The organism is Clostridium sp. YIM B02506 (assembly GCF_022324845.1).
Taxonomy (GTDB): Bacteria; Bacillota; Clostridia; order Clostridiales; family Clostridiaceae; genus Clostridium_T; species Clostridium_T intestinale.
On the sequence record NZ_JAKGTG010000022.1, the window covers coordinates 20,052 to 41,882 of the forward strand.

Annotated in this window: 19 protein-coding genes, 1 tRNA gene and 2 other RNA genes; 7 read left to right on the forward strand and 15 right to left on the reverse strand. The window is 28.3% G+C overall.

What is annotated here, in order from left to right; translation table 11 throughout:
• Window positions 1-76: 76 nt before the first annotated feature.
• Both L1S49_RS15710 and L1S49_RS15715 read left to right on the forward strand, forming a co-directional pair.
• Window positions 77-445, forward strand: coding sequence for a CidA/LrgA family protein (locus L1S49_RS15710; RefSeq protein WP_238906172.1), 369 nt, complete (start codon window positions 77-79; stop codon window positions 443-445).
• On the forward strand, window positions 438-1,151 hold the full coding sequence (locus tag L1S49_RS15715; protein ID WP_238906173.1) for an LrgB family protein: 714 nt from the start codon (window positions 438-440) through the stop codon (window positions 1,149-1,151). Before L1S49_RS15710 ends, L1S49_RS15715 begins: the two co-directional genes overlap by 8 nt.
• A 34-nt stretch (window positions 1,152-1,185) precedes the next feature.
• Here the strand turns inward: L1S49_RS15715 and L1S49_RS15720 are convergent, their stop codons facing one another.
• Together L1S49_RS15720 and L1S49_RS15725 are read right to left on the reverse strand one after the other, a co-directional pair.
• Window positions 1,186-3,135 (reverse strand): DNA topoisomerase, encoded by a 1,950-nt coding sequence (locus tag L1S49_RS15720; RefSeq protein WP_238906175.1) that lies wholly within the window; start codon window positions 3,133-3,135, stop codon window positions 1,186-1,188.
• Between the two features lie 110 nt (window positions 3,136-3,245).
• Window positions 3,246-3,746 carry a TspO/MBR family protein gene (locus L1S49_RS15725; protein ID WP_073021981.1) on the reverse strand — a complete coding sequence of 167 codons (501 nt, stop codon included), beginning with the start codon at window positions 3,744-3,746 and terminating at the stop codon, window positions 3,246-3,248.
• A gap of 165 nt (window positions 3,747-3,911) precedes the next feature.
• Here L1S49_RS15725 and L1S49_RS15730 point away from each other — a divergent pair, with 165 nt between their 5' ends.
• Window positions 3,912-4,604: a response regulator transcription factor gene (locus L1S49_RS15730; protein ID WP_073021983.1), complete on the forward strand. Its 693-nt coding sequence runs from the start codon at window positions 3,912-3,914 to the stop codon at window positions 4,602-4,604.
• A complete protein-coding gene (locus tag L1S49_RS15735; protein ID WP_073021985.1) occupies window positions 4,597-6,057 on the forward strand; it encodes a HAMP domain-containing sensor histidine kinase in 1,461 nt (486 codons plus the stop codon). The genes L1S49_RS15730 and L1S49_RS15735 overlap by 8 nt, the downstream gene beginning before the upstream one ends.
• 32 nt (window positions 6,058-6,089) lie before the next feature.
• Here L1S49_RS15735 and L1S49_RS15740 read toward each other — a convergent pair whose 3' ends face one another.
• Both L1S49_RS15740 and L1S49_RS15745 read right to left on the reverse strand, forming a co-directional pair.
• Window positions 6,090-8,105, reverse strand: coding sequence for an ATP-binding protein (locus tag L1S49_RS15740; RefSeq protein ID WP_238906182.1), 2,016 nt, complete (start codon window positions 8,103-8,105; stop codon window positions 6,090-6,092).
• On the reverse strand, window positions 8,092-10,047 hold the full coding sequence (locus L1S49_RS15745; RefSeq protein ID WP_238906184.1) for a PAS domain-containing sensor histidine kinase: 1,956 nt from the start codon (window positions 10,045-10,047) through the stop codon (window positions 8,092-8,094). The genes L1S49_RS15740 and L1S49_RS15745 overlap by 14 nt, the downstream gene beginning before the upstream one ends.
• 125 nt (window positions 10,048-10,172) lie before the next feature.
• Between L1S49_RS15745 and mscL the strand changes: the two genes are divergently transcribed.
• Complete coding sequence (mscL, locus tag L1S49_RS15750; protein WP_238906187.1) at window positions 10,173-10,568, forward strand: large-conductance mechanosensitive channel protein MscL; 396 nt, start codon at window positions 10,173-10,175, stop codon at window positions 10,566-10,568.
• A 14-nt stretch (window positions 10,569-10,582) separates the two neighbouring features.
• Here the strand turns inward: mscL and L1S49_RS15755 are convergent, their stop codons facing one another.
• From L1S49_RS15755 to L1S49_RS15775, 5 genes are all read right to left on the reverse strand, one after another.
• Window positions 10,583-11,497 (reverse strand): tetratricopeptide repeat protein, encoded by a 915-nt coding sequence (locus tag L1S49_RS15755; RefSeq protein ID WP_073021992.1) that lies wholly within the window; start codon window positions 11,495-11,497, stop codon window positions 10,583-10,585.
• Window positions 11,498-11,548: 51 nt separating this feature from the next.
• A non-coding RNA gene (gene ssrS / locus L1S49_RS15760) (6S RNA) lies at window positions 11,549-11,729 on the reverse strand.
• Between the two features lie 21 nt (window positions 11,730-11,750).
• A non-coding RNA gene (gene ssrS, locus L1S49_RS15765) (6S RNA) lies at window positions 11,751-11,933 on the reverse strand.
• Window positions 11,934-12,030: 97 nt separating this feature from the next.
• Window positions 12,031-12,993: a hypothetical protein gene (locus L1S49_RS15770; RefSeq protein WP_238906189.1), complete on the reverse strand. Its 963-nt coding sequence runs from the start codon at window positions 12,991-12,993 to the stop codon at window positions 12,031-12,033.
• 23 nt (window positions 12,994-13,016) lie between these two features.
• The gene (locus tag L1S49_RS15775; RefSeq protein WP_238906190.1) at window positions 13,017-13,640 is read right to left on the reverse strand and encodes a Fe-only nitrogenase accessory AnfO family protein; all 624 of its coding nucleotides are present in this window, start codon (window positions 13,638-13,640) and stop codon (window positions 13,017-13,019) included.
• A 295-nt stretch (window positions 13,641-13,935) separates the two neighbouring features.
• On the opposite strand from L1S49_RS15775, the gene L1S49_RS15780 reads away from it, so the two are divergent.
• Window positions 13,936-15,222 (forward strand): aminotransferase class V-fold PLP-dependent enzyme, encoded by a 1,287-nt coding sequence (locus L1S49_RS15780; RefSeq protein WP_238906192.1) that lies wholly within the window; start codon window positions 13,936-13,938, stop codon window positions 15,220-15,222.
• Window positions 15,223-15,240: 18 nt separating this feature from the next.
• Here L1S49_RS15780 and L1S49_RS15785 read toward each other — a convergent pair.
• The 6 genes from L1S49_RS15785 to polA all read right to left on the reverse strand — a co-directional run bounded on the left by L1S49_RS15785 (window position 15,241) and on the right by polA (window position 20,380).
• Window positions 15,241-15,326 (reverse strand) — tRNA-Leu (locus L1S49_RS15785).
• A 133-nt stretch (window positions 15,327-15,459) separates the two neighbouring features.
• Window positions 15,460-16,314, reverse strand: coding sequence for a glycosyl hydrolase family 8 (locus L1S49_RS15790; protein ID WP_238906195.1), 855 nt, complete (start codon window positions 16,312-16,314; stop codon window positions 15,460-15,462).
• On the reverse strand, window positions 16,299-16,589 hold the full coding sequence (locus L1S49_RS15795; protein WP_238906197.1) for a hypothetical protein: 291 nt from the start codon (window positions 16,587-16,589) through the stop codon (window positions 16,299-16,301). Before L1S49_RS15795 ends, L1S49_RS15790 begins: the two co-directional genes overlap by 16 nt.
• Complete coding sequence (locus L1S49_RS15800; RefSeq protein ID WP_238906204.1) at window positions 16,579-17,145, reverse strand: lytic transglycosylase domain-containing protein; 567 nt, start codon at window positions 17,143-17,145, stop codon at window positions 16,579-16,581. Before L1S49_RS15800 ends, L1S49_RS15795 begins: the two co-directional genes overlap by 11 nt.
• 17 nt (window positions 17,146-17,162) lie before the next feature.
• Window positions 17,163-17,762, reverse strand: a complete 600-nt coding sequence (gene coaE, locus L1S49_RS15805) for a dephospho-CoA kinase (protein ID WP_238906206.1) — start codon at window positions 17,760-17,762, stop codon at window positions 17,163-17,165.
• 11 nt (window positions 17,763-17,773) lie between these two features.
• A complete protein-coding gene (gene polA / locus L1S49_RS15810) occupies window positions 17,774-20,380 on the reverse strand; it encodes a DNA polymerase I (protein ID WP_238906208.1) in 2,607 nt (868 codons plus the stop codon).
• 160 nt (window positions 20,381-20,540) lie between these two features.
• Between polA and L1S49_RS15815 the strand changes: the two genes are divergently transcribed.
• Window positions 20,541-21,764 carry an aminopeptidase gene (locus tag L1S49_RS15815; protein ID WP_238906210.1) on the forward strand — a complete coding sequence of 408 codons (1,224 nt, stop codon included), beginning with the start codon at window positions 20,541-20,543 and terminating at the stop codon, window positions 21,762-21,764.
• The last annotated feature ends 67 nt before the right edge of the window (window positions 21,765-21,831 follow it).

Consider the following 21,831-nt stretch of genomic DNA (forward strand, 5'->3'; position numbering starts at 1 on the left):
TATTCTATATCAATTTGAAATTTTACATATCTTCTCTATGATGATAAAGTTAATTGTATACTTAAGGAGGATTAATATGAAATTATTTAGAGAATTACTGATCATTTTAAGTGTATATTTTTTAGGTGAATTTTTATCTAAAGCACTTAATTTACCCATACCAGGAAACATATTAGGAATGTTAATTTTGCTTACTTTATTATTAACTAACATTGTTAAAGTTAATCAAGTTGAAAAAGTATCAAATTTCTTTCTTGATCATTTAAGTTTTTTCTTTATACCTGCAGGAGTTGGATTAATAACCTCTGTAGCTGTTATTAAAGATTCATGGTACAAGCTTCTTGTTGTATGTGTTTTAACTACTATTATAGTAATTATATCAACTGGAACCATAGTACAATATCTATCAAATAAAAAAACTAAAGGAAGTGAAGAAAGTGAGTAGTTTAATAAGCTCTCCTTTATTTGGAATTATACTATCATTAATTGCTTTTGAAATAGGACTATTTTTATATAGGAAAACTAAATTTCCTCTCTTTAACCCTCTTTTAATAGCTATTGTTATTGTTTTATCCGTTTTACTATTGTTCAAAATTGATTATTCAAACTTTGAAGAAGGTGGGAAGTTTATCAATATGTTTTTAGGTCCTGCTACTGTAGTTTTAGCTGTCCCTTTGTATAAGCAGATAACTTTATTGAAAAAGCATGCAATACCTATTACAGTTGGTATTTTAGTGGGAAGTTCTGTTGGAATAGCTAGTATAATAGTTTTATCCTACTACATAGGGTTAGATGGAACCTTAATAAAATCCCTATTAGCTAAATCAGTTACAACCCCTATAGGAATGGAAATTTCTAAATCCCTAAATGGTATAGTTCCTGTAACAGTTATTGCAATTATAATATCTGGTATAGCTGGAGCAATTGTAGGACCTACTGTTTGTAAGATATTTAAAATCAAAAATGAATTAGCAGTTGGAATATCTTTAGGAACTGCTGCTCATGCTGTTGGAACCTCAAAAGCTTTAGAAATAGGCGAAACAGAAGGTGCTATGAGTTCTTTATCTATAGGCCTTGCTGGAATTATGACAGTATTTTTAGCTCCACTTATATATGATTTTGCTTTATTCATTCATCAGTTAATGAAATAGCAAAAAGAGCCATGCAACTTAATGCAATGGCTCTTTATTCGTATACAACCTTAACTTTCAGTAATTTCTTATTTATATTTGATAGGATTAAGTTACTATGATTCATAACCTTATTTATATTTGTTTTAGTATAACTCTCCAACTTGTGCATAAATTCATCTGAAGATATCTCTTTACCGTATACCATACCTAATCCTTTTTCCCATGAGGCTGTTAAGATTGGATTAAGAAGTGATGGTATAGATTCTTTTATAACCTCGTATATCATTTCTCCCTTTTTAGTTGGAGTTAAAATTTGTGTCTTGCTATTTGATTGAAGATATTCAATTCTTATAAGTTTTTTTATTATTTCTGCTCTTGTAGCTGAGGTTCCTATTCCACTACCTTTTATCTGTTCTCTTAATTCATCATCTTCAATAAGTTTACCTGCATTTTCCATGGCTATAATTATTGATCCTGTTGTATATCTTTTAGGTGGTGTGGTTTCCCCTTCTTTTATTGAAAGTTCTTTAAGAGGTAGCTTTTTACCTTTCTTTAATGAACTTATGTCTAGTTCCTTGTCATCAGCTTCTTCTTTACCTAAAACCTCTAAATACCCCTTCTCTACTAATATTTTTTTGGAGAAATAAAATCTTTCTTTTTCAATCTCAACGCTCATATTAGTTTTGCTGTATTTAGCTGGAGGATAAAAAATGCTTATAAATCTTCTTAATACAAGCTCATAAACTTCCATCTCAAGCTTTGTAAGTCCAGCTGAAGCATATTCCCCTGTAGGAATAATGGCATAATGGTCAGTAATCTTTGAGTCGTCTACATATTTACTTTTAGCTATTTTAGATGACCATTTATTTTCAGATATTTTAGTCAAAAGTTCTTTTACCCAAGGCTCTTTAACATTCTTATATATACTTGAAAGATTTTTCCCTATATCTTTTGCAACTGCGCTTGATAATACTCTTGCATCCGTTCTTGGATAGGTTAACATCTTTTTCTCATATAATTTTTGAGCTATTCCTAAAGTTTCATCAGGACTAATTTTAAATCTTTTAGTACATTCATTTTGAAGTTCTGCTAAGTTAAATAATAAAGGAGCATTTTTACTTTCTTTAGTTTTCTTTATTTCAACTATTTCACCTTCATTAAAGGTTTTAAGTTTATTTATTAAACCTTCCGCATCTTCTCTTTTCCTGAAGCCTCCTTCATTATAAAGCAGATGGGAATTATAATAATTTGATCCTTCATAACTTCTCCATTCCAAAATAAGATCTTCTTCCCCTAATAAAAAGTTACCGTTTATTTTGAAAAATGGCGTTTTCTTAAATTCTCTTATTTCTCTTTCTTTATCAACTACCATTGCAAGAACACAACTCATTACTCTTCCAACAGCTATAACAACCTTATCTTCCTTTAATACTGAGGAAAGATTTTTTGCGTATAAAAGGCTTAATACTCTTGAGAAGTTTATTCCTAAAAGATAATCTTCCTTTGCTCTTAAATAAGCCGAATCCCCTAATGAATCGTAATAAGAAAGAGGTTTAGCTTCTTTAATCCCTCTTTTTATTTCATCCTCTGTTTGTGAATCTATCCATACTCTAAATTTATCCTTTTTAGGTTCTCCAGACATTTTATCTACAAGTCTATAAATATACTCTCCTTCTCGCCCGGAGTCTGTACAAACATATACTTTATCTATATCTTCTCTATTTAGTAGACTATTAACTATGTTAAATTGTTTGCTTACACTTGGAATAATTTCATACAAGTACTCCTTAGGTAAAAAAGGAAGATCTTTTAAATTCCAGAATTTATATTGTGGTGCATATTTTTCAGGATAACTCATGCTGACCATATGTCCTACACACCAAGTAAAAACAGCCTTATCTCCTTCTATGTATCCATCTTTTCTATTTCCATTAATTTTAAGGATTTTAATAAAATCCATTGCTACAGAAGGTTTCTCCATAACAAAAAGAGCTTTAGCCATAAACATCTCCTCTTCCAAATTAATAAGGCTCCAAAACTTAGGAGCCTTATACATTATACCTTATTTTGTGAATTTTTTAAAGGTGAATATTTATCTGATGTCTAGCAACTTTAAGCTTCATTTAAAAGCCATATAAAAAAGTTAAGTACTCCAGCGTAAGTAGTCCATACTAAATATGGCACTAATAAAAGTCCTGAGACTTTATCTTTCATAATAAAATGTATAAAAGTTATTATAATAAATATAAGTAGTATAGCTAATTCAATAAAGGATATTCCATACAATCTGAAAGTAAAAAATATGAATGGCCATAAAAAGTTCAATAATAGCTGAATATAATAAGTAAATAAACCTGATGCAACATTTTTCCCTTCCTTACCTAACATTCGTATTCTATAAGCAGCTATCCCCATTAATATGTATAGAATAGGCCATACTATAGGGAATACTATAGACGGTGGGGAAAAAAAGGGCTTTTCTAGGCTATTATATGTTCCCATGGATCCTTTATTTAAATATCCTACAAGTAAACCTCCACCCAAAGGAATTGCAACACTTACAAGTAAATCCATCAAATTAAATTTTCCATTTACTTTAAAAATATTTTTCATAACAACACCTCACTCCATAGTTTACTATATGTGCTTTTAATACTTACTATTCTAATTTTATAATATATAAACAGGCTTATTTTCTATATTGTAAAATTTGAAAACAGAACTTCTCGTTTATATGCTATAATTTACATAGAATGTTTTAAAAAGGTGGTTTTATAGATGAACATTTTGATTGCTGAAGATGATAATGATATAAGAGAGTTAATTAAACTACATTTATCTAAGGAAGACTATACTGTTTTTTTAGCTGAGGATGGGAAAAAGGCTATTGATATCTTCGATACTAATGATATAGACTTAGCAGTTTTAGATATTATGCTTCCCTTTGTAGATGGATTTAACATATTAAGACACATAAGAAATACTAGCGAAATTCCTGTTATTTTTCTTACAGCTAGAGGAAATGACGAGGATAAAATTTTAGGTCTTGGTCTTGGTGGGGACGATTATATGGTAAAACCCTTTAGCCCAATTGAACTTACAGCTAGAATACAAGCTCAACTTAGAAGATACTATAAATATGCAACAGGAAAACAAAATGATAGGATTGTTTTAGGTTACTTAATTCTAGATAAAACTAGCTGCGAAGTACTTAGAAATAATATTCCTCTAGAGCTTAATGCTAAGGAGTTCAAGATATTAGAACTTCTAATTGAAAACCCTGGTAAGGTTTATACTAAAAAACAGATTTACGAAACTATTTGGGAAGATACTTATTATGGTGATGATAATACTATAATGGTTCACATAAGTCATATAAGGGATAAAATCGAGGAAGACCCTAAGAAGCCTCAATATCTAAAAACTATTCGAGGTATTGGTTATAAAATGGAGAAGATAAATAATGCGTAAGTATTTTAGACTTATTCGACTTAGAAAAAGAAAAACTCTAGCAAATTTTTTACTTAAAAATTATGTTATATCCTTTATACTTATGTTTTTTGTTTTGATTTTAACCTTACTATCTAGTGCAGTTGTTGCTCTATTTTATTTTAATGTTGATATATCTGATGCAACATCTCCTAAAAACTTCATAAAGGATAACTATAAAGATATAGATGCAAGTTATATAACTGAACTGGGTGGCTATATGGCAATAGTCGACAATAACAATAATATTATTTATACAATTGGAAATGTAAAACCTCCTTTTGATAAAAAGAAACTCTCTATAGAAAATATTAATTCTATAACATCTTCTTACGAGGCTTATTCAGGACTTTTTCCTGAAAGCAAAGCAAAAAGACGTAATACTTTTTTCTATAGAACTTCTTATAGTCATAAAGGAAACTTTTTGATGGTTTTAGCCATTCCAGCTGAAAAATACACAGAAATTGAATTAGCACCAAAGAGAATTACAGTTAAACAATTTATACTTATCTGTCTTGGAATATTCTTATTAATATTTCTTGCAGTTTTTTATATTTATTCTAGAATAACCTCCTCCTATTTTTTAACACCTCTTAAGCTTTTAACTCATGGTGCTAACAAACTAGCTTCAGGCAACTATACTACTAGGATAAATCTAAATAATAAAAATGAATTTAAAAACTTGAGTAACGCCTTTAATATTATGGCCTCTAAAATAGAGGAAGAGATAAGTCTTAAAGAAAAATCAGAAGAAGCTAGAAAAAGGCTTATTTTAGATATATCACATGATTTAAAAACACCTTTAGCATCTATACTTGGGTATTCTGATTATCTAATAGAAAACATGCAGATCTCCCAAGAGGAACAAACAAAGTATCTATCTGTAATAAAAAGAAATTCTGAACGAGCTAACAACTTAATTTTGGATTTATTTGATTATTCAAAATTAGATTCTTGGGATTTTGAATTGTCTATGAACAAAGGTGATATCTGCGAGTTTTTGAGAACTTTAATAGCTTCATATATTCCTTTAATGGAGGAAAATGGCTTTAATTATAATTTTCATATTCCAGATGAAGCAATATATCTTCCTTTTGATAATGAAAATCTAGATAGAGCTTTAAGTAATTTAATTATAAACAGCACTAAATATAATCCTTCTAACACAACTATTACCGTTAGCTGTTATAAGGACAATAAGTATATAAATATAATTGTTGAAGACAATGGTATAGGAATACCTAATGATAAGTCTGAGAGCATGTTTGATCCATTTACACGAGGAGATGAATCAAGAACTAGTAAAAACCCTGGAACAGGACTAGGGCTTGCTATAACTAAGGCTGTTATTCTTAAACATAAAGGTTCTATAAGATTAATAAGTGATATAAATAAAGGCTGTAAGTTTATAATTAAGCTTCCATTAAAACAATAGGAGTGAATTTCTTCACTCCTAACCCACAATGTCTAGATATCTGATAAATAAATATCTGAAAATTCTATATCAACTTTTTCTACTAAATCATTAATTTCAAAAGATTTATATATAGAATCTTTATTTTCTATATGTATTTCTTCATATGGGAATGTTATTAAAAATTCATTTCCATATTCTTCTTCTGATATAAGTACTAACTCCCCTTGTTGAAGTTCTATTAAACTTCTACACAAATATAATCCAAGGCCACTTCCCTCTTTATCTCTATTTAATGACTTATTTATTTTAGTAAATCTATCAAATAAATAAGGCTTAATGTCTGAAGATATTCCAGGCCCATTATTTTTTACACTTATACAAAGCTTATCTTTATTTATATATATAGTTACATATATATCCCCATCTACTTTTCCAAACTTTACTGAGTTTGATAATAGGTTTAAAACAGCTCTTTGTACAAATTCCCAATCACATATAGTGTATATTTCTTCTTTTTCTGAATCAAATACCAACGACATTTTCACTTTTTCAATATACCTAACTGATGCTTGGGCTGCATTCTCTACTAATTCCACAATATTATAAATACCGTAGTTAGGTCTTAAATAATTCTCTGAAATCTTATTAGCATCTATAAAATTATTTATAGTTCTTATAAGTCTTAAACAATTTTGTTTTATAACTACTGTATTTTTTTCTATAGCCTCGTAATTATTATCTTGTATATATAGCTCTTTAATCTGCAGAGAAGTATATATTAAATTTATTGGTGTTCTAAGTTCATGAGATATATTAGCATAAAATTCATTTTTAACATTTTCTTCTCCTAAATATTTTTGGAGTTCTATTTTAAGATTATAGTTAATGTTCTTTTCAGTGACATCCTTAATAAATAATATTTTAGTGTTTTCTTCTGATTCAAACATATAAATATCTAAATATTTTTCTTCTCCAGCTATTTCTATGTTTACGCTCTCCTCTAAAAACTTTTCATTAGAAAGTGAATACTTTAACCCTAATTTTTCTAATGTGTCACCTAAAGTTATATTTTTCACCTTATCTAAAGATATGTCTATAAAATAAGTTGATGCTTTATTGGCATACGAAATCTCATCAAAGTGAAATATAATTATTCCATCTGATATTGATTCTAATAAAGAAACATATTTTTTTTCACTTTTAGATAGAATAATTTTAACTTCTTTTAGAATATTTAATCTATCATTTAATGTTTTATTTAACTGAATATGCCTATCCTCAACTTTAAGTAGATCATCATACATACTACTATAACTTTCAAATAAAATATACTCATTTAAAGCTCTATATAAAAAATAGTAAGCTAGATATTTAATTATGTATACAAATACTAAGGGTTGTATGCTAAAAGTAAAATAAAGTTTTACTATGTATTCGTATATAAATACTAGAAGTAAATATGTATACAAATACTTACTTTCACTTCTTCCTATGTAGTATTTATACTTATGTATTAAAAGTAAAGCAACAAAAAACAATATGGCGGTATATTTCCATATATTATATCCTACAATTAGATACTCTGATGCTGTTCCCTGAAAGTTAAAAGTGAAAAGTGAAAACAATCCTATCCCAAATATTACTAAACAGTAGGCAAAAATTAAGTCTGTAACTTTAGGTTTTATCTTAGTAAAAATTGTAGAAATAATTATAATCATATATTCTAAATAATTATTAGCTAACCATACAAAAATAGTACCTTTACTTTCAAAGCTCCCAACTTCCATAGAATTTATTAATACTATATGTACTGTGTTAATAAAACATAATAAAGTGAAACCATATCCTATATAATTAAAAATACTATTACTTTTATATTTTTTAGTAAAAGTTATAAAAACTATAGCCATTGTCAAGGATGCGCACAACATTTCTATTACTATATAAAAAACGTTATAATCTTTAGTTATTAGATAGCTTAATATTGTGATTACGATAGAAACATAAAACATATTTATCTTTGTATTATTTTTCAAACGATCAACTATTTCTTCAAATATGTTCATTCTCCTTAAGCTCCTTGTTGAAACTCAAAAATATAGAGGTACCTTTTCCCACTTTAGATTTAATTTCTATACCCCCATTTTGTAGTTCCATTAAATTTTTCACTACAAAAAGACCTATACCTGTCCCCTTTTCTCTTACATATTCATTGTTTTTCCCTCGTGCATATCTAGTGAAGGCACTATTAACAAATTCCTCTTCCATTCCTACCCCATTATCTTCAACCTTTATTACTACTGATTTTTCTGAATCTTCAACTTCAACTAATATTTTCCCATTTCTAGGTGTATACTTAAGTGCATTAGATATAAGATTTAATATTATCCGTTCCATAAAATCCCTATCTAAGTATAAATAAACCTCTTCTTCATTAGTATCAAATATTAAATCAATTTTGCTTCCCTTTACGTATTCAACTAATTTCATAATAGTATCTTCTATAATCTCAACCAAATTACAGTACTCCAAACTTGGTTTTAAAAAATCCGATGATAGTCTAGAATGATCTATTAAGTTATTAGTTAACCTAATGAGAGAAATACAATTATCTTTAGCAATTCTCTGATACTTCTTTACTTCATCTATATTACCATTTGATATAAGTAATTTCTCTAACTGAGCAGCTGAATAAATTACATTTATAGGAATTTTTAAATCATGACTAATATTTGATAAAAAATCACTTCTAAGTTTTTCTTCTATTTTTTTATGGTCAACTCTAGTTTTAATCTCATACATATTCATCTTTTCTGTTATATCAGTTATAAGTACAAGGCACTGTTCATCTTCTTTAGATATTTCTAGAAATTGAATTTCTAAGCAAGTTTTTTCACTTCTATTTATTAACTCTGCTTCATAGATTTTCCCAAAATTAATTTTATATTTTTCTTCTTTAAATATCTTTATATCATCAAATTTAACAAACTCTAATATTTTTTTATTAATTACCTTTTTTAATCCACTTATTTGCGTGATAGATAGAAATGCTGGATTTGAGAAAAGAATCCTACCATTTGATAAGTTTAAAAGCAGCATGGGAATAGGTATATTTTTAAAGAGATTTTTGAACATATCTTCTCTTTTTGATAATATTTTTTGAGAAAATTCTAATTCCATACTTTTACCCATTATTTTACTGTTTAGCTCACTTAAACTATTATTTCTTGTATGCATGTCCTTGAATGTTGTATTATATGAGTTATTTAAAAGTTGCTGCAATATACATCCAAAAAAAACTGTAAATGCCATTAAATTTATATACTCATGTATTATATTAGTTGTTATATTTTTTAATACTATGATATTAATACTTCTAACCGTAATAGAAATCAATAAAAAATTAACATAAAAATACATATAATTTAATTTATTAGCCTTTAACAATCCAAATTTTCTATTTTTTATTGATGCGAATAATAAAAAGCTTATGGATATACCAATAATATATATGTTAAGAGTATAAAAATCGTTTATAAAACTATTTATTATAAAACATAACAAAAATACACATGCTATTGTAGTCCAATATTTTATTTTAGTATTTGTTTTTTTACCGTTATTAATAAAATACAGATTCATAAATAACATAATTGAAATTAACAATTTTGGGAAAATATATGAAAATCTTAATATCTTATCATCGTACACATTTATAGTTTCTTTAGATATGAAGTCAATAATATTAAATATAGATGCTATAAAAAATGTTGAAGTTAAAAAATAAAAACTTTGATTATTTGATTTATTATGTAACGTATTAGTAATCATCATAATTGAGATACTGATTATAATTGATAACACCTTTATTACACTTAAAGTAATTTTTATGGAAATAAAGTTCATCAAAAAAATCATTAATGATAATAATAATAAAATAACTATAATATTATAAATTTTATCTATTTCAATATAAATAACTTCTTTTAAATTTTTCCTTTTTAACAAAATTACCCCTCCTATATCTAATTTTAATAAATTTTAGTAAAAATGTGAATGATTTTAAAGAAATTTATTGTTTTTTTTCTATTTTTTATATTATTATAGTGTTAAAAAACGAAGGAGGTACTTTTATGTGGAAAGAATTTAAAGAATTTGCTGTAAAAGGTAATGTTATAGACCTTGCAGTAGGTGTTATTATAGGAGGGGCTTTTGGAAAAATAGTTACTTCATTGGTTCAAGATATAATTATGCCTATAATAATTTTAATTACAAGTGGTGCAGATTTTAAAAGTTTAGAATATGTACTAAGAGCAGCTTCTGGGGATAGTGATGCTGTAACTATTAAATACGGACAGTTTATTCAAAATATATTAGACTTTTTAATTGTATCTTTTTCTATTTTTATTTTCATTAAGCTTTTAAATAAACTTAAGAAAAAAGAGGAAGAGAAAAAAGCTGCTGCTCTTAAAGAAGAGATTGTTCTTCTTCAAGAAATACGTGATTTGCTTAAAAATAAAAATAGCTAGGACCCTTAGGGTTCTTAGCTATTTTTTATTAATCTTTTAAATCCTGACTGCTTTATAACCAAGGCTAATTCCTCATCTTCTAAAATATATTTAATAAAATCTGGATATAATTTCAAAGCTAATTCTAAGTCTTTAATAGAATTAGCAAAGTCATGTATAATAGCATAAAAGCAGGCTCTATTGTAATACAAGAAGTGACTGGAAGGATTAAAACTAATACCCTTAGTTAATACTTCTATTCCTTTTTCTAAATTTTCATGTTTATAAAGCACAGCTAAATTTAAAAAACTATAGGCATATCCTAAGTTTTTCTTTATTGATTTCTTATAATAATCTATAGCTTTTTCTCTCATTCCAAATTTAGCACTTATAACTCCCATATTAAATAAAGCTAAATAATGTTCCTTATCTATGTCTAAAGCCTTAGAAAACTTCTTGTATGCCAAATTATTTATATCTAACTCTTCATAAATAGAACCTAAATTTATGTTAGCCCAAAAATCCTCTTCATTAAGTTCTAGAAGCTTTTCATAATATTTTATTGCACTTTCTTTATCTCCTAAAATGTCATAAGCATTAGCTAAAAAGAAATATGCTTTATTATAATTTGGATTTATGTATATAGCTTTTTTGTACAAGTTTATTGCTTTTTCATATTCCGAATTTTCATCATAAATGACTGCTAATCCATAATAGGCTCTTTCTTCATCTTCGTTTATGGATATTGCTTCCTTATAATAAGCTTTTGCTTCTTTTAGCTTTCCAAGGTTGTGATATATTAACGCTAGACTAATAAGTACTTCAATCTCTTCCCCATTAGATAATTCATTAGCTTTTAAATATAAGTTAAGTGCCTTTAGTTGTTTATTTTCTTTCTCAGCCTCTTCGGCTTTTTTAATATACTCTTCTATCAATAAGTTACTTTTCATAATTCCCTCTAACGATAAAAAAGAGGGTCTCCCCTCTTAAATGTTCACTGTTATACTTCCAAAATATCGCTACCCTAATTTTGACACCTATCTCTCGATAGGTGGGTGTCCTCACAGATACTTTTATGTCCTGGCCATCAGGTCTTATAGGTCAATTTAATATCTAAATCTTGAACTCCCATGGTTATAATGTAGGTTCAAAATAAGAGCTACACAAATACCCCAGAAGTAATACTTACATTTTAATTGTAATATTGAAACCAAAATACCGTTACTCTAATTTTGAGCCCTATCTCGCGATAGGTGGGTGTCCTCACAAATATCTTTATGTCCTTGCCATTTAGGTCTTATAAGTCAAATTAGATATTTAAATCTTGAACTCCCGAAATTTAAGTGTAGGTTCAAAATAAGAGCTTCACAAATATCTCAGAAACAGTATCAATTTGTTAATACGATTATATAATAATGATATTTAAAATGCAACATGCATTATTTGGTGTAATTTTTAAAATACACTAACTACATCTCTCTAGTTAAATTTTAAGTTGAATACCTGAAGTTTTCAATTCACAATTAGTACATCCATTTTCTTTTACTTTAATCTTCTTAAAGTTATTAACTATATTAAAAATGCTTTTATCTATATCATATTCATGATTCATAATAAATATTTTTCCATCACTAAACTCAATTTTCACTGGAACGATATCTTTAATACTATTATTAAATAAATTAGTTTTCTCTGATGGAGTATATTTTATAGATTCTCCTTGTTTACCTTTTATCTCTATGCAATCAGTTGAGGTAACTAGTGATCTTACACTTCCATCTTCATAAAAGCTTAAAGAATTATTTTCTCCATGAATACCCATAGAGCTAATATCATAAGCTAAAATTTTACCTATTAATGTTTCTATACTTATTGGCTTTTCAGGTTCACAAGATTTTATGCTACCATCTTCATACAATGAAATTCCTGTTCTTATAGAAATTAATCCAAAGTTAGTTTTAATCTCAACTTTTTCTCCTGGCCAAAAGCTTATACTTTTTACTTTTTGGTTTTTATAAAGTTGAAGACTCATAAATTTACTTTCAAAATTTCCAAATCCTAAATTAAATTTATACTTTTTAGCTAACTCATATTCATCTTCTTCTCCCCAATATCCACTAAGTTTTCCATTTAAGTGAAATATTCTTTTTATTTCTCCAGTTTCATAAAAAGTTATCTTTTCTACTGAAAAAACATCTTCTAATATTTTTATATCCATCGCATTATTTAAGTTTATAACTTTAATAGACCCATTTTCATAAAAAGAAATTGAACTATTGTATTTTCTCCTTATCTCCCCTTGTTCATACTGAGGAATAAAGGTTCCATATAAGGTTTTTATCTCATTTTTTTCATCTAATATACATTCTTTTAAACTTCCATCTTCATAAAATTCTGCCGAAGTTACACCACATAATAATCCATATTTAGTATTATATTCTTTCATAATTTTCCCCCTTATTCTAAAAATTATTCTTTAATTAAACTTATCTTTAACTGGTTTGTACATTCATCTTCAATCTTCATACTAAATCCATAGCTTTTACTTTTGCTCTCTAACCAAGGTGGTATATGGCTACAGCTTATGTCCAATTTTTCATAAATTTTATTTTCTAAAAATGGAATTATTATTTGCTTTGACGATAGTTTTTCATTTCTATTTTGAATATCATCTAAACTGATATAATAATGTCCCTCTCTTATTTTCTTTATGTGTTCTTCAATAATAACTTCTATACTCTTAGAAGTTTCTTTATCTTTTTTTAATTTTTCTTCTTCATCTACAATATCATCTAAAAAATCTTCTGGCCTTCCTTCACATTCCCAAACAACTATTTTTGATGAACTTAGTATATTATAGGCTACTCCGCTTATTTTTTTTGCTACAACTACATTACAATCACTAATTTCAGATGAGATTGCCTTAAATTTATCACGTATCTCATGTATTTCGGTTGAGGCTATAGGCAATATAATCAAATCTCTTATCACTTGCCAACTTCCTTGAATCTTAGAAAACACCCTCAAATGACCTTGCTTATCAAAAGTAGTTACTTCACCTAAATTATCTACAAACACTGCTATCTTGTACATTTTCTCCTCCCCCTTAAATAAAAAAGACGCAGTAATTACATACTGCGCCCTTGCAAAACATTTCTTTATTAATTTATATTATTCTATCATATTTTTCTATTGGTGTCATCATTGAATCTAATATATATAGAAGATTTATTTTAATAATTTCCTTGGAAATATAAGGAAATTATTTACTTTTTTTATTTCATTATACATGCTTTTTATGACCTATTAACTAATTTGGAACACATATCATCTTTTAAAGGAATATATTGTAGTGTATTTTACATTTAATTAAATATGGAGGAAACCTATGATTACATCACCTTGGAGGAATCATTTCTTTGGAACTGATACTTACATGAAAACCACCCTTGGATATATTCCTCGCGTATATATGAATAACGCTGCAACTCCCCAAATATCGAAAGTGGTTGTAGAAAAAGTTGAATCACTTCTTCATCATTATTCTTATCACAATGAACAAAATCATTTATCTGAACAAATTCAAACTACTTACAATAATGTGAGAAATATCATTATTGATTATATTGGTGGAGACAGTAAACTTGATTCAGTTGTTTATACAGACACAACTACTTCTGCTTTAAATCTTTTAAGCCACATTGCCTTACAGGATGATCCAGATCAAGTTATAATTACTACTCGCATGGATCATATGGCTAATTATCTGCCATTTAGAATTCGCTTTAAAACTCTACTAGTTAGACTTACTCCTGATGGCAACATAGATATGAACCATTACGAAGATCTTTTAATAAAATATCAAGGGAAAGTTAAACTTGTAGCTGCTATAGCAGCATCAAATATTACTGGAATAATTACTCCTTACTACAAAATGGCATATTTAGCTCATAAATATGGTGCAAAAATTCTTTTAGATGCTGTACAACTTGTTCAACACAAGCCATTTTCAATGAAAGCCCATTCTGACCCAGAACATATAGATTTTATCTCTTTCGATGGTCATAAATGTTATACGGGGCAATCTGGAGGAGTTCTTATTGGTCCCAAAGAGTTTTTGGATAAATATCATCCAATGACTTATGGTGCTGGAGTAACTCATTTTGTAAATGATGAAAAATATATTTTAAAGGACTCTCCTTTATCTCATGAAGCAGGCTATCCTGATTTTATGGGAATAATTTCATTTGGTGAAGCTCTTAGTTTCTTAAAAGGTATTGGACTTAAAAACATCTCCGATTATGAAGATATGCTTTATGGCTATCTGATAAAGGAACTTAAAGAAATTCCAGGTATAGTTATTTATGCTTCTCAACAAAATGCTTCAAACCTTCCATATGTTTCTTTTAACATGGATGGTATCTCTTATAAAAAGCTTGGAAGCATTTTAGGCTTTCAATTTGGACTTACTGTTACAGCTGGATTTTCAGGTGCTGATATTTATGTTCAAGATTTACTTGGGCTCTCTAATGCTGAAGCTTATGAGCTATTTAAAAGTGGTGAAGGATATGGAGTTGTTCGTGCTTCCTTAGCAGCTTTTAACTCAATGGAAGACATAGATAGGCTTATAAGTGCTTTAAAAATAATATCTGAAATGATAGAAAAAGAGAGATAAAATCTCTCTTTTTTTATATGGTGCAGATGGCGGGACTTGAACCCGCACGAGAGTACACTCGCTACCCCCTCAAGATAGTGCGTCTGCCATTCCGCCACATCTGCTTATTTTTACTACATTTAATATCATAATGCCATATCACTGTTTTGTCAATGTTTTAGCATTTCTAAAGAGTTTTCTAGTTATTTTTAAAACTATACCATCTGTTAAAACCATCTATTTGTTACTTGTATTCTTTTAATCATCTAGCCCATTTGAACTTAAAAAAATTAATGCGTTTAAATTATCATAAGAATATATATCCATAGTTTTTTCTTCACCAAAAGCTCCGTATACCGGACTTGTACTATTTTTTATTTGAAATTCTTTCATACGTTTTTTAATGTTCTCAGCTTCATTAAATCTACCATCGTTCTCAAATAACTCACCTATAAAAGAATATATGGACGTAGATTCTATATCACTTAATTTTTCTCCTTTATATGAATATTTTATGTATATTTTTTTATCCTTATTAAATTCATTCCATAGCCAATCAAGTTCTGGAGTTATATCAATATTAGCAGATTGTAAATACTTTAACGCTATAAGTGAATATACCAATTCTGTTTCTGTCTCATTAGAATATTTTCCTGAATTAGGTCTATAGCTTTTTTTAAACAAAGGTAATCCTTTAGTTATCTGAGCATTTTTTATAAGATCTAAGGAATTAGCGTATATCTTATCCCACTTTTTATTGCTCTCTTTTAGATAATTCATGGTTGTTAAATCTAGATAACAAATAGTAACATCCTGTCCTATTGAACTCCCATCATTAAAATCAAATATGTATCCATTGTCTTCAACATTTTTTAATAGGTGCTGAGAAATACTTGCTGCTAGGTGTTTATATTTATTTTCCTGCCATCTGTCAGATCCATATATAAGTGCTTTTATTATTCTTAGGTCATCAATGGTTGAAGAACCTTTAGAAATTTCATTATCGTCATATCTCCAAGCCACCAACCCCTTAGAGGTTAGTAATCTATCTTTAATAATTCCATAACTCTCATCAAAAGCATCTTTATCATTAGCACCTACGGCATATAACATCCATAATCCGTGAGACTCAGATAGTACGCTATGACCTTTAGTTGTTTCTTTATCATTAGTTTTTCTAAATAAGTAGTGTATATACCATAATCCTTTTTACTTAGGTTATTGCTTATAAAATCATGTAAATCTTTTTCTTCTTTCGCTTTTTCTTTTTCGCTCCAACTTATTCCTGTATTTATAGTAAAGGTATATGGCTTAATAAAAATAAACCATATACCAAATAATACAAGATTAAGTAATAACACCACTGCGATTGTTACTTTAACCTTCATTTTTTTTCCCTATGCCCCCATATAAAAATTTATAGATATTGTAATTTACTTTAACCTTCTTTATATATTTATCTGTTTCTCCAAAAGGGATATTGTGAAGATTAACCCCATCCTTTGAAACCTCTGAATTATCAAGCCACTTATTAACGTTTCCCCGTCCAGCATTGTAGGCAGCAAGTACTAAGTCAATATCATTAAATTCTGTTCTTAAGTTGTCTAAATACCAGCAACCCATCTCTATATTAGTATCAGCATCAAATAAATCACTGTACTTAAAATCTGTTTTTTTCATCTCTCCTACAATCCATGTCGCGGTTGGCTCTGTCATCTGCATAAGTCCATATGCTTGTTTATGAGATACTACATCCTTCTGAAAGTTACTTTCTGTTTTTATTATAGCCATTACTAAATATGGATCTAGATTATATTCCTCAGAATACTCAACTATGGTTTCTTTATACTTTAAAGGATACACAATTTTAAGTATACATTCTCTAAAAAATACAAGAAATATGATTATACACAAAATTATTATTATTCTTTTTTTTGCTTTCATTCTTCACTCCTTAGAAATTATTTATAAAGGTTTAGTATCCCTATTAAATCTCTAACTTGAACTTCTGTACTTAAAATGTCTTTGGAATTGTCAATTATTATATTTGCATATTCCTTCTTTTTTTCTAAACTAAGCTGGGCATTTATTCGTTGAAGAGCCTCTCCTGTCCCCAGTCTATCTCTATCTTTAATCCTTGAAAGCTGTGTATTGTGATCAGCCCAAACAACAATAACTAAATCCATGACTTCATGTAAATTATTTTCTATTAACGTTGGAGCATCTAATATCACAATCTTAGCCTTTTTATCTTCTAATTTTTTGAAAGCCTCATCTATTTCCTTAATTATATAAGGCATTATCAGATCTTCATATCTAGTTCTAAGTCTTGGAAATCGAAAAATGTGATTACCGAATTCTTTTCTTCTAAACTCACCTTTCCAGTCAAAAAAACCTTCTCCAAACTCTTTTCTAATTCTTTTTAATATATCTGGGTATTTATCTAATACCTCTCTAGATATTACATCTGCATCAATTATAGGAAATCCAGCATCTTTAAGAAATTTACTAACAGTGCTTTTTCCCGTTCCAATTCCACCTGTTAATCCAACCTTTAACATACTATTACCCCCTATTTTGCATCATACCAAGTGTCACCTATATTTACATCAACTTCAAGAGGAACATTTAATTCTAATACATGCTCCATTTCATTTTTAACTAATTCCTTAACTTCTTCTAGTTCATCTGGCTTAACATTTAATATTAGCTCATCATGAACCTGAAGTATAAGTTTACTCTTAAGTCCATTTTCTTTAAGTTTTTCATAAACTCTTATCATAGCTATTTTTATAATATCAGCAGCACTTCCTTGTATAGGAGCATTCATTGCTAATCTTTCCCCTAAGGCTTTTAATATCTTATTAGAAGATAGTATTTCTGGTATAAACCTTCTACGGTTTAAAATTGTTAATACATATCCAAACTCTTTAGCTTTTTCCGTTACCTCATGAAGAAATCCCTGTATCTTAGGATATCTATCAAAATATATCTGCATATACTCTGCAGCTTCTTTTTTAGTAATCCCTAAATCTTGAGATAAAGAAAAATCTGAAATTCCGTATACTATTCCAAAGTTAACAGCTTTAGCTCTTCCTCTCATAAGCTTAGTTACCTCATCTAATGGAACTTTAAAAACTTCTGAAGCAGTTTTAGTATGAATATCTATATTTTCTCTAAACGCATGAAGCATATTTTCATCTTCTGCCATGTGTGCTAAAACTCTTAACTCTATTTGAGAATAGTCAGCTGATATAAGAACATCTTCCTTCTCTTTAGGAATAAATACTTTTCTTATAGCTCTACCCATTTCATATTTAATAGGAATGTTTTGTAAATTAGGTTCTGTTGAACTTAATCTTCCTGTTGTTGTAACTGTCTGATTAAAGCTTGAATGTATTCCTCCATCTTCATCAATAACAGCTTTTAACCCTTCAATATAAGTTGAGTATATCTTTGTTATTTGTCTATAATAAGTTATTTCTTTTATAATTGGGTGTTTATCTACTAATTTTTCTAGAACCTCTGCATTAGTTGAATATCCAGTTTTTGTTTTCTTAACTGGAGGAAGGTCAAGTTTTTCAAATAGTATTTTGCCTAACTGCTTTGGCGAATTTATATTAAACTCCTCACCTGCTAGCTCATAGATTTTATTTCCTTTTTCATCTATTTCTTTTTTAAATGAAACTGACAATTCTTCTAACATTTTTTTATTTATATTAAAACCTTCCGCTTCCATAGAAGATAATACATTTGCAAGTGGTAACTCTACATTATAGTAAAGATCCTCCATTTCATCTTCTTTTAGCTTCTCTCTTAACATATCAACTAGATTTTTAAGATTATAAGCCTCAAAAACCCTCTCTTCTTCACCCTCTGCTTTAATTCCTTTATTTAAGTATTTTTCTAAAAGGCTTTCTAATGGATATTTACCCTTTGATGAATCTATTATATAAGCTGCTAACTCAACATCAAATTCTATGCCTTTAGGTTCAACATTAAATTTTCTTAAGACAGTTAAAATATTTTTTATTCTATAGGAATATTTTTTTATTTGTTCATTTTCAAAAAGAAGTTTAAGTGCTTTAATATATTCTTTTGAATTTTCAATCTCCATCTTTAAACATTCTATAATAAAAATTTCATTGTTAGAACTTAAGTAAAGCCTATTTATATTAATTTTTGAAAAAACATTCTCTTCTATAAGTTCAGATATTATATAAACATCTTTTGATATTTTATCCATTAAGTTTTTGAAATCTGATATTGTGGTTACAGTTTGAGAATTAATATCCTCTTTTTCTTCTAATATATTCTCTTCTTGAAATCTACCTAAAAGAGACTTCATTTCGAGCTTAATTAGTAATTCCCTAACTTTTCTCTTATCTATATTTTCATTATGAAGAGCTTCATCCCAAGAAAATTCTATAGGTACATCCCTCATAATAGTTGCAAGCTTTTTACTGAAAATTGCCTGTTCACTGTAAGTTTCTAAATTATCTTTTATTTTTTTACCTGAAATATCAGCTATGTTGTTTAATACACCCTCTACACTTCCATAGGTCTGAATTAATTTGTAAGCTGTTTTTTCCCCTATTCCAGGAACCCCTGGTATATTATCAGACTTATCGCCCATAAGTCCTTTTACATCTATAAATTCTAGAGGTGTAACTCCAAAATCATCCTGCATTCTTTGTCTATTATAAACTTCCTTTTCAGATACACCCTTTTTAGTAATTATTATATTTGTGGTATCAGATGCTAATTGAAGCGCATCCTTGTCTCCAGTTAAAACATATACTTCTATATTATCTTCTTCTGCCTTTTTAGATAAGGTACCTAAAAGGTCATCTGCTTCAAACCCATCTAATTCAAATATAGGTATACCTAAATAGCTAAGTAGCTCCTTAGTTAAAGGAAACTGTTCTGCAAGCTCTGGCGGCATTTTTTTTCTTCCTGCCTTATACTCCGCATACTCATTATGCCTAAAAGTTGGTGCTTTTTTATCAAATGTTGCTATTATATAATCTGGGACTATTTCATCCTGTATTTTCAAAATCATATTAGTAAACCCATATATGGCATTAGTATGGATACCATCGCTATTAGTAAGTGGTGGCAACGCATAAAACGCTCTATTCATAAGTGAATTACTATCTATAAGTAAAATCTTCTTCATTTTTTCCTCCAAATAAATCATAATAAGCTAATTATACTATTTTTAGCTAAAAACTTCATCTATCAGTATTATTAATTTTAACATATAAAGGTTAAAATATGCTTACAGCTTGAAATATAAGGCAAGATTTGAGAAAATAAAACTGAAGGAGTGATAATAAATGGAAAAATTATTACAAAAATATGCTTCTCTCGCTGTAGGGACAGGAGTAAATATACAAAAAAATGATTACTTAGTTATAAACTCTCCAATAGAATGTGCTGACTTTGCTAGAAAGATGGCTGAAGAAGCTTACAAAAAAGGTGCTAAAGAAGTTACTATTCATTGGGCAGATGAAAAATTCACAAAAATAAATTTAACTTATGCTTCATTAGAAACTTTAGAAGAGGTTCCTGATTGGAAAGTGCAATCAAAACTTTATTATGCAAAAAAAGGAGCTGCCTTCATTAGCATCTCTGCATCCGACCCTGAAAACCTTAAGGGTGTTGATACAGAAAAAATATCAACAGCTCAAAAAGCTATGCAATTAGCTAACAAGGATTTTTCTGAACTTTTAATGTCAAATAAATGTCCTTGGTGTGTCGTTTCAGTTCCAACTGAAGGTTGGGCTAAAAAAGTCTTTAATGATTTATCTACTGAAGATGCAGTTGCAAAACTTTGGGAAAATATATTTAATATAGTTAGAATTGATACAGAAAATCCAAATGAGGCTTGGAAAGCTCATATAGATAACTTGCAAGAGAAAAGTAAATTCTTAAATGACAATAATTTTAAAGAGTTACATTACACTAATTCCAAAGGAACAGACATTAGAGTACAATTACCTGAAAGACATATTTGGGTTGGAGGTGGAGAAACCTGTGCTGATGGCAGATATTTTGTAGCAAATATGCCAACTGAAGAAGTATTCACTCTACCTTTAAAAACTGGGGTCAATGGAACTGTATTTTCTTCAAAACCACTTAATTATGGTGGTAATTTAATTGATAACTTCTCATTAACATTTAAAGATGGAAAAGTTGTTGATTTTTCAGCTGAAGAAGGTTACGATACTTTAAAACATTTAATAGAAACAGATGAAGGGTCTCACTACTTAGGTGAGGTTGCATTAGTTCCACATGATTCACCTATATCTAATTCAAATATAATATTCTTTAATACATTATATGATGAAAATGCTTCCTGCCATTTTGCTATTGGTAAGGCATATCCTTGCTTTGATGATGGCGATAAAATTACAAATGAAGAAGCTGTTAAAAGAGGTGCAAATGACTCTTTAACTCATGTTGATTTTATGATAGGGACAGATGATTTAAATATAGTTGGTTATACTTATACTAACGAAAAAATCCAAGTATTTAAGGATGGAAATTGGGCTTTTTAATTAGAAAATTTTCTGGAAACTCTTTTTATAGGGGTTTCCTTTTTTTCATTTTGTATCACATTATGGA